Annotated in this window: 9 protein-coding genes; 6 read left to right on the forward strand and 3 right to left on the reverse strand. The window is 42.5% G+C overall.

The genetic code is table 11. The annotated features are described in order from the left end of the window. Positions 1-874 precede the first annotated feature (874 nt). Positions 875-1,966 (forward strand): Ldh family oxidoreductase, encoded by a 1,092-nt coding sequence (locus HC026_RS12010; RefSeq protein WP_168926153.1) that lies wholly within the window; start codon positions 875-877, stop codon positions 1,964-1,966. A 93-nt stretch (positions 1,967-2,059) separates the two neighbouring features. Here HC026_RS12010 and HC026_RS12015 read toward each other — a convergent pair whose 3' ends face one another. The 3 genes from HC026_RS12015 to HC026_RS12025 all read right to left on the reverse strand — a co-directional run bounded on the left by HC026_RS12015 (position 2,060) and on the right by HC026_RS12025 (position 3,207). Continuing rightward, the gene (locus HC026_RS12015; protein ID WP_168926154.1) at positions 2,060-2,203 is read right to left on the reverse strand and encodes a LysE family translocator; all 144 of its coding nucleotides are present in this window, start codon (positions 2,201-2,203) and stop codon (positions 2,060-2,062) included. Between the two features lie 81 nt (positions 2,204-2,284). Beyond that, entirely contained in the window at positions 2,285-2,617 is a 333-nt protein-coding gene (locus HC026_RS12020; protein ID WP_168926155.1) for a LysE family translocator, read from the reverse strand. A gap of 158 nt (positions 2,618-2,775) precedes the next feature. After that, entirely contained in the window at positions 2,776-3,207 is a 432-nt protein-coding gene (locus HC026_RS12025; RefSeq protein ID WP_168926156.1) for a GNAT family N-acetyltransferase, read from the reverse strand. A gap of 133 nt (positions 3,208-3,340) precedes the next feature. Here HC026_RS12025 and HC026_RS12030 point away from each other — a divergent pair, with 133 nt between their 5' ends. The 5 genes from HC026_RS12030 to HC026_RS12050 all read left to right on the forward strand — a co-directional run bounded on the left by HC026_RS12030 (position 3,341) and on the right by HC026_RS12050 (position 8,222). Beyond that, positions 3,341-3,742 carry a MarR family winged helix-turn-helix transcriptional regulator gene (locus HC026_RS12030; RefSeq protein WP_168926157.1) on the forward strand — a complete coding sequence of 134 codons (402 nt, stop codon included), beginning with the start codon at positions 3,341-3,343 and terminating at the stop codon, positions 3,740-3,742. 536 nt (positions 3,743-4,278) lie between these two features. Then, entirely contained in the window at positions 4,279-5,283 is a 1,005-nt protein-coding gene (locus tag HC026_RS12035) for a ketopantoate reductase family protein (RefSeq protein WP_168926158.1), read from the forward strand. Beyond that, on the forward strand, positions 5,283-6,479 hold the full coding sequence (locus HC026_RS12040; RefSeq protein ID WP_168926159.1) for an aminotransferase-like domain-containing protein: 1,197 nt from the start codon (positions 5,283-5,285) through the stop codon (positions 6,477-6,479). The genes HC026_RS12035 and HC026_RS12040 overlap by 1 nt, the downstream gene beginning before the upstream one ends. A 241-nt stretch (positions 6,480-6,720) precedes the next feature. After that, positions 6,721-7,647 (forward strand): NADP-dependent oxidoreductase, encoded by a 927-nt coding sequence (locus tag HC026_RS12045; protein WP_168926160.1) that lies wholly within the window; start codon positions 6,721-6,723, stop codon positions 7,645-7,647. Between the two features lie 77 nt (positions 7,648-7,724). Continuing rightward, positions 7,725-8,222, forward strand: a complete 498-nt coding sequence (locus tag HC026_RS12050; protein ID WP_168926161.1) for a GNAT family N-acetyltransferase — start codon at positions 7,725-7,727, stop codon at positions 8,220-8,222. Positions 8,223-8,438: the final 216 nt, after the last annotated feature.

The raw sequence follows: 8,438 nt of genomic DNA on the forward strand, positions 1-8,438 counted from the left end.
GAAACTGGAGCGGAAGGGCCCCGAGACATAAATCCCGAATGTGTATTTGTGTCTCGGTGCCCTTCCGAGCAAGTTTCTGCCTTGTTGTAGCCCAATTAGGCTATAGAATCTTTACAAGAAAATCAGGGGTTTGTATTTCCTTGCCCTTATCTACAGCTCTCTGTCTGCTGTAGCCCGATTCGGCTATATAGCAGTCAACGACACCTTGACACACCTAACCATCCATGCGATACTATCAAACGGTGCCAAACCATGGCGGGATTCCAAAGATCGGCGCATTCGTGCGTTCCGAAGGTCGGCGGGCCTGCCTTTTTTATTGTAATTTAAGTGATCCGTTCATCTGGGGATGAGCGGATTTTTGTCGCTTACATAGCTGAAACGTGCTCAAGTGGGCAGAGACTTGCATGTAGCACAGGATAGTCTCTAAACACCCGCTTTCACACTCTACACAAAAAGCCCCACCACATTAGGGGTTGTGGTGGGGTCGAGGGGAGTGATAGCGTTTTGTTTTGGGTTTATCCTGATTTTGGGGAGGAGGAAAAATCGAAAAACCGTTATCTGTTTTAAAAGGGAAGCCAACTAATTTCTAATTGACTATGGTTAAATCATAAGCAATAAATGTGATTAAAATATGAACTTTTCCATGTGACTTTCTAAAGAATGGTTAAGGAATCGTAAAGATATTTAATTCATTTGAACATAGATTTCAGAATGATTACTTTATACGATTGATAAATAAATATGCGTTATAGAGGCAGTGTTTAAACTTGGTTACAAAAGTGACAGTTGCATCTATAGAATAAGAGTATGATAATAAAAATATTATATGGTCTAATCTACTTTTCATAAAAACATAGAGTAAAGGGTGTTTAAAATGACAAAAAGATACGATAGCGACAAAGTTAAGACGCTGGTACATAAGATTTATAAGGCCTATGGGTTTACTGAAGAACAAAGTAAAGCAGTCGCTGAGACACTGATTTATACCGATTTACACGGGATTGCTTCCCATGGTGTTCAGCGGATGGTCATGTACGATCACTTTATTCAAAACGGTAAGATTCGGGTTAAGAGCAAGCCGGAAGTGGTTAAGGAAACGGATGTCTCAGCCGTCGTTGATGCTAATTTTGGGTTAGGTCAGCTGAATGGAATTTACAGTATGGATATTGCGATTAAAAAGGCTAAAGCGCACGGTGTTGGTATCGTGTCAACTAGACATTCTGGCCACTATGGTATTGCAGGGTACTTTGCTAACATGGCTGCTGATCAAGGCTTAATTGGGTTGTCGTCCACGAATTCCCGGCCGGCAATGTTGCCTACACATGCGACACAAGCCTTTGTTGGAACCAATCCAATTGCTTTTGCCATGCCTGCCAAACCGCATAATTTTATCTTTGATGCAGCTACAAGTACCGTGCCTCAGGGAAAAATTGAAGTTTATCGTAAACTAGAAAAGGATTTACCTGCTCTATGGGTGGCTAAGGATGGTGATCAGGAAATTAATGATCACAATGATACAGCAGACCTGGATGCGTTGCGTGATCCGTTATCTAACGTTGGGTTAACGCCACTTGGCGGAGTAACCGAAGAAACTGGCAGTCATAAAGGTTTTGGCCTCGGTGTCATCGTTGAAGTGTTCACGTCCATTTTGTCGCTGGGGAACACTTCCACTGAAATTACTCCTGAAGACTTACAAGTTGGACCGTCACAGAGCTTCATCGCCATCGATCCCGCCATTTTTGGGGACGTGAATCAGATTATTCAAAAATTCTCTGATTATCTGCAACAAATTCGTGAACTGCCGGCTATTCCGGGTAAGACCATTTATGTCGCTGGTGATAAGGAAGCATTGGCTTACGAAGATCGCAAAAATAATGGGATGATTATTGACGATAAAACCTTAGCCGAAGTTACTGGAATTGCCGATCGATTAGGTGTTGAGTATGGTTCATTGGACATGGATTAACGTATAAAATAAAGCTTAGTTCTAGGTATTTAATTAACTTAGAACTGAGCTTTATTTTTTGAAAATGTTTCACGTGGAACATTTGGGGCTGAATTACCGCCAGAGATCAACTGCTGCAAATACCAGTAGTAGTGTGATAACCGTATTGAAAATCCGGTAATATTGGTGGTAAAAACGACTCATCATTTGACCGCAAACGGTCCAAGCAAACGTGCCAAGACTACCAATTAATACCATCAGCAACCACTTGATCGGCATGTTATTTAAAATACCAGTTAGACTGAACGCACCCAGGCCAGTAATAAAGTAGAGGTAACCTTAGATGTTCGTTAACTGTAATAACATTCCTGTTTGGAAGCTACCGGTGCTGTTATCTGTTTCACCTGGCCGACTAATGAAAATGTGGTATGCGAGATATAGGAGATATGCACTACCTACGACTTTCATAAAGGTCAAGAAGGTGGGTGTTGACTGCAGCCAGTGGGCAAATAAAGCGCCCATTAATCCCATGAAACCCATCCCGAATAACATGCCAAGATTCAGTTGGAGGCTAGAACGAAATCCTCTTTGCTGACCAGAGACCATTGCCATCATTGTGTTGGGCCCAGGAGTGAAGGACATGACAAAGACGAAAATAAAGAATGCTGACATTGGCTTTCCTCCTTAAAAGTATGTATGATTATTCATTAAATTTAAGCTATTTAGAAAATGAACATGCTAGGAAATTGCGTATCCAATGGTTCTATATCGGTTTATTGTTCCTCTTAAATCGTCAACAATACCTACCAAATTAATCATAACAGCAATGATTAAAGTGCGTCGTGCACCATTTTGATGTGGGGAGTTGAGTTAAAAATAAAGGGATCACCAACTGGCTTAAAATCATAACGTTCATAGAAACCCTTAACTTGTACTTGCGCTTCGATTTCAATTGGCAAGTCACTGAAATGTGTTCGGATCGCGTTAAAAACATTTGTCATCAGCTGGTCACCCAACCCAATACCACGGTGGGCGGGATCCGTGACAACTCGACCAAAGGTGACATGGCTGCCTTCTTTAAAAACACGGGAATAGGCCACGATACGATCATCTTGGTAGAAGACGTGCAGCGCATTTAAATCATTTTCATCGACTTCTTGATAAATTCGCTTTTGAGCCACGACGAAGGTTGCTACCCGCAGATGATAGAGTTCATACAGTTCCTTGGTTGATAATTCTGAAAATGATTTGGTTTTCCACATAAATTGACCACTCCTGACTAAGCTTTCTAATTCATTGCATTTGCAATTACTTTCAAAATATTATCACTATTTAATTGCAAATACAATAACCTTCCTGTAAATTAGAGTCAAATGAGTATTACGGAGGCTTATTATGTTCGAGATTATTCGTGATATTGGGGCGATTACGCGCAGGATTGAAGTCAATACCAATGCGGAGTTTAGGCGTCTCGGGTTAGCAAACAATGCCTTTATATATGTGATTCGCAGTTATGAAAAGCCAGGTATGTTTCTGGGTGAATTAGCTGATTCTGTTCAGATTGATCGGACAACTGCTTTTCGGACGGTGCGCAAGCTGGTGGATAACGGTTATCTTAGGTTAGAAGATGATGCCAGTGATAAACGGCTGCGACGCGTTTACGTTGCAGAAAAAGGAGCCAAAGTGTATCCAGAATTGCATGCGTTTGAGCAACATTCATCTGATACTTTGGTGTCACAGTTAACTGATGACGAGAAAGCTGAATTGAAACGCTTATTAGGCAAATTAATTTATTAGTTGAATAATAATCACTGCGATTAGAACGCTTGATTATGTTATTTTAGTGAGATGAAGACGGAAAATGCTCTCCTCAAAAAAGTTTCAAAGTTTTTTTGATCCTAAAAAGCTGTCATAACAGCATTTTATCTCTCTTAAAATGACCCTGTTCAAAATTAATTTATTAAAAATGATTGACATTTTCTCATGTTCGGAGCTACACTACATGCAACAAAACAAATACGACAACAAGATTTGACCCGGTGGATTAGGATCATAGCCTTATGAAGAGAGTACCGGTTTGGTGAGACGGTATTAGGACTATGGTTTGAAAGATCGTGTTCGACGGGTTCGCTTCTCGAGGCGAACTGGTGGCACCCATTATCGTGCAGCGTATCGCAACTAAGTGTTGCTGTGCGTGTGAGGAATTACTTCAAACGGTAATTTGAATTAAGGTGGTACCGCGTTACTAAACGCCCTTTGGTCTTTGACCAAAGGGCGTTTTTTAGTTGTCGTACAGCTGATGAGATCATAAAACTTTTAAAGGAGTGGTTGTCATGAAATACGGAATTATTGGTGCAGGTGCTATGGGTTATCGATATGGTGTCATGCTTCAGGAAAACACTGGCGTAGACGTTGACTTCATCGATACTTGGGAACCAAACGTTGAAAAAGTTCGTGAACAAGGCGGTGTTTCCGTTGCCCGCGACCACAAGAATCGCCGGATTATTCCAATCAACATGTATTACCCAGAAGAATACACAGGTCATCCTGACGTTTGGATCATCTTTAAGAAACAGATGCAATTAGCCGAAGAACTTGACCGCGACAGTAAAGCTGGTATTTTCCATGATGATCAATACGTCTTCTCAGCAATGAACGGCATGGGCCACTTCGAAAAAATTGAAAAGTACTTCTCAAAAGATCACATCGTCTGTGGGACGGCAATGATTGCTACTCGTATGGATGGACCAGCAAACGTTGATTTCATGGGACCTGTTAACAGCGAAGTGATGCATATGGCACCTTACAATAACAAGCCAGCCGATGAGACCATGCAGGCAATCTTTAAGGACTTTACAGCTGCCAAGATGGGGCCAGTAATGGTGGACGAATGGAAGGGCATGTGCATGTCAAAGGTGGTCTTCAACGCCGTTACCAATACGCTTTGCACGATGTATGAAATGCAAATGGGACAATTTATTGAGTATGAAGGCGTGACCAGAATGGCAACCACGCTATTCAACGAAGCTTTTGATGCCTGCGAACGTGCAGGAATTCGGTTAATTGAATCTCGTCAAGAAGAAATCGACTCCATTATTCCCGTTAGCCAAGCTTACAAGTATCACTATCCATCAATGTATCAAGATTTTTCCAAAGGTCGTCCTACTGAAGTTGATTACATTAACGGCTACATTGCAAAGATTGGTCGGGAACACGATTACGTCTGCCGGGTTCACGAATTCGTAGTAGAAGAAGTGCACATGGCCGAAATGATGCGTAAATACCACAAACCAACGCAAAACGTTGCAGATCCTAAACAAGCAGAGGTGGAAGCATAATGAAATATCAATTTGCAAACAACATACCTGAAAGTAATGAAGATCCAGTTGGCAATATTTTAAAGGTAGCTGGCGATCCTAAAGTGATTTCCTTTGCCGGTGGGTTACCAGCACCAGAATTATTTCCCGTTGAAGACTTAAAGAAAGTCACTAACGAAGTCTATGATGAATCTGGTCGTGAAGCCTTACAGTACAGCATCGCGGCTGGGTATCCGAAGTTACGCGAGGAAATTGCCAAGCGGATGAACCGTTCAGGTATCGCGTGCGACATTGATAACATTATGATTACTACAGGCTCGCAACAGTCAATTGATTTAACCGCTAAACTCTTTATTAATCCAGGAGACACGGTCATTGTGGAACAGCCAACCTACCTGTGTGCGCTAGATGTTTTCCGCAGCTATGGGGCTCATATGGTTGGTGTACCAATGGATGATGATGGGATGAAGATGGACGCCTTAGAGCAGGCTGTTCGAGATAATCCAAATACTAAGTTTATCTACACCATTCCAAGTTTTCAAAATCCAACGGGTCGCACAATGCCTGCTGATCGTCGTCAAAGAATGATTGAAATTGCAGCGAAATACAATGTCATGATCCTTGAAGATGACCCGTATGGCGCGATTCGTTTCGCTGGCCAAGACGTTGCACCGGTCAAAAATTATGACCATGATGAACGGGTTATTTATATGAGTACCTTCTCAAAAATATTAGCGCCAGGTTTGCGGATCGGCTGGATCGTTGCTGAAAAGAACTTAGTTAAGAAGTTTACTTTAATGAAGCAAACGGTTGATGTTCACTCCGATAATTTAACGCAGCACATCATTGCAAAGTATATGTCTGATTACAATATTGATGATCACATTGCCAAGATTAAGGATGTTTATCGCCGCCGTGAGGGAATCATGATGGATGCCATCAAGAAGTATTTCCCAACGGATGCTAAATATAGTCAGCCAGAAGGTGGGTTGTTCATCTGGGTTGAAGTGCCAGGCGTTGATACTCAAACGTTATTTAATACTTGCATTGACCATGATGTCGCCTTTGTTCCTGGCGAACCATTTTACGCCGACAAGGTCATTCCTGGCACGTTCCGTTTGAACTACTCCAATATGCAAGATGATAAGATTGTCACTGGTATTGAACGGTTAGGTAATGCAATCAAGGAAGCAATCGGTCAACAAGTTGAAGTTTAATTTCACACACATATCTAAACACATAATATATAGTAGAAAAAATTCAAATATTGCTTCTAAGCGATACACATAGTCCTATTCACACATATCAAAAAACGCTGATAATAGCCTATTAGTCGGGTATATCAGCGTTTTTTAGTGCCTCAAAATTACGATTTGAAATGCTTGCTTTTCTAGTCTAATCAGCCTATATTATGCGCAAAATTAAACCACAGGACTTTACGAAAGAGGGCTGAAAATAATGAAGGCAATTGTAATTGACCGTTTTGGTGATGCTCAAGAGCTTCATGAAGCAGAAATCCCCGTACCAAGCATTGATTCAGACGAAGTATTAGTCAAAATGGTTGCGACGAGTGTCAATCCCATCGATTGGCGTACCCGAAACGGAACGCGAGCGGGTTGGGGCTTTCCGATTGTGCTTGGGATGGACGTTTCTGGTGTGATTACTGAAGTAGGCTCAAACGTGCGTCAGTTTAAAGTTGGTGATGCTGTCATTGCTAGACCGGATGATCGGGGAACGTATGCGGAGTATGTGGCGGTTAGGGAGGACAAGTTAGCGTTGAAACCAGCCAACATTTCGTTTGAAGAGGGTGCTGCCATTCCATTGGCTGGAACGATCGCTTATCAGGTAATCGTTCAACAACTAGCCGTTGGTCAAGGTGATAAAGTGCTTGTTCAAGGTGGTGCCGGTGGCGTTGGCTTGTTTGCAATTCAGATCGCCAAAGCTAGAGGGGCCTACGTGGCAACGACGGCTAGTGTGGAAAATCATGCGTTACTGCGTTCGCTAGGGGCCGATGAGGTGATTGACTACCACCAGACGAAGTATACTGATGTTTTGCATGATTACGATGGGGTGTTTGACACGATGGATGATATCAACAATGGCCTAAAGATCCTGAAGCCAACCGGACAGCTCATTAGCATTGCCGGTCAACCGTCATTTGCCCAGCAAAACGGGCATCCTTCAGCTAGACACTGGCGGATGCATCCTAATGGTCAGGATACAGCAGCGGTGGCCGAGTTAGTTGCTGCGGGTAAGGTAAAGGTGATCATTGATAGTGAATATCCGTTAACAACGGATGGTCTTCGCGCAGCGCATATCCGCAGTGAGTCGCATCATGCCCATGGTAAAATCGTGATTACGATTGCTGATCCACCCGTTAAATAACACCGCGGTGTGAAGTGGTACTGAAAACCGGAAAGGCGTATGATGTTCATAGAAATTTCTGAAAGTGAGCCTAACCTATGAGTATTACCTTTGAATACGCGACACAAGCAGATTTACCAACCATTACCGCAATCTATAACCAAAGTATTCCAGGCCGTTTAGCCACCGCTGATTTGGAGCCCGTTTCAGTGGCTTCTAAACAGGCGTGGTTTAACGAGTTTAATCCAAAATCAAGGCCAATCTGGTTGATGAAGGATGGTGACACCATTGCAGGTTGGGTGAGTCTGGAGTCGTTTTACGGTCGCCCAGCATACGTACACACAACGGAAATCAGTATTTATATCGATGAACGTTACCGACACCACGGATTGGGTCAAAAGGCGTTGAACTTCGTCTTTTCACAGTTAACAGATTTGGATATTGATACCCTTGTGGCGTTTGTTTTTCATCACAATTTGCCAAGCATCGGGTTATTTAAGAAGAACGGGTTTGAAACCTGGGGACATTTGCCTGATGTGGCCGATATGGGTGATCGGCTGCGCAGTCTGGATATTCTCGGGCGCCGATTTAAATAGGAAACAGAAAACACCAAGTGCGTTTACCCGCACTTGGTGTTTTTTTAAAGCGTAAAAAAATCAGCATCCACGGTGTCTAGCACTGCGTGAAAACTGATTAGTGGTGTGATGCATTGTGATGGGCAGTCAGGGTATTGAACCCGACTTTCTTAAAACCCTTGAAAACACTGGTTTCATGCGTATTAAATCGAATTTTATTTTTAGCGTGATGTACAA

The organism is Secundilactobacillus angelensis, from assembly GCF_012641075.1.
GTDB lineage: Bacteria > Bacillota > Bacilli > Lactobacillales > Lactobacillaceae > Secundilactobacillus > Secundilactobacillus angelensis.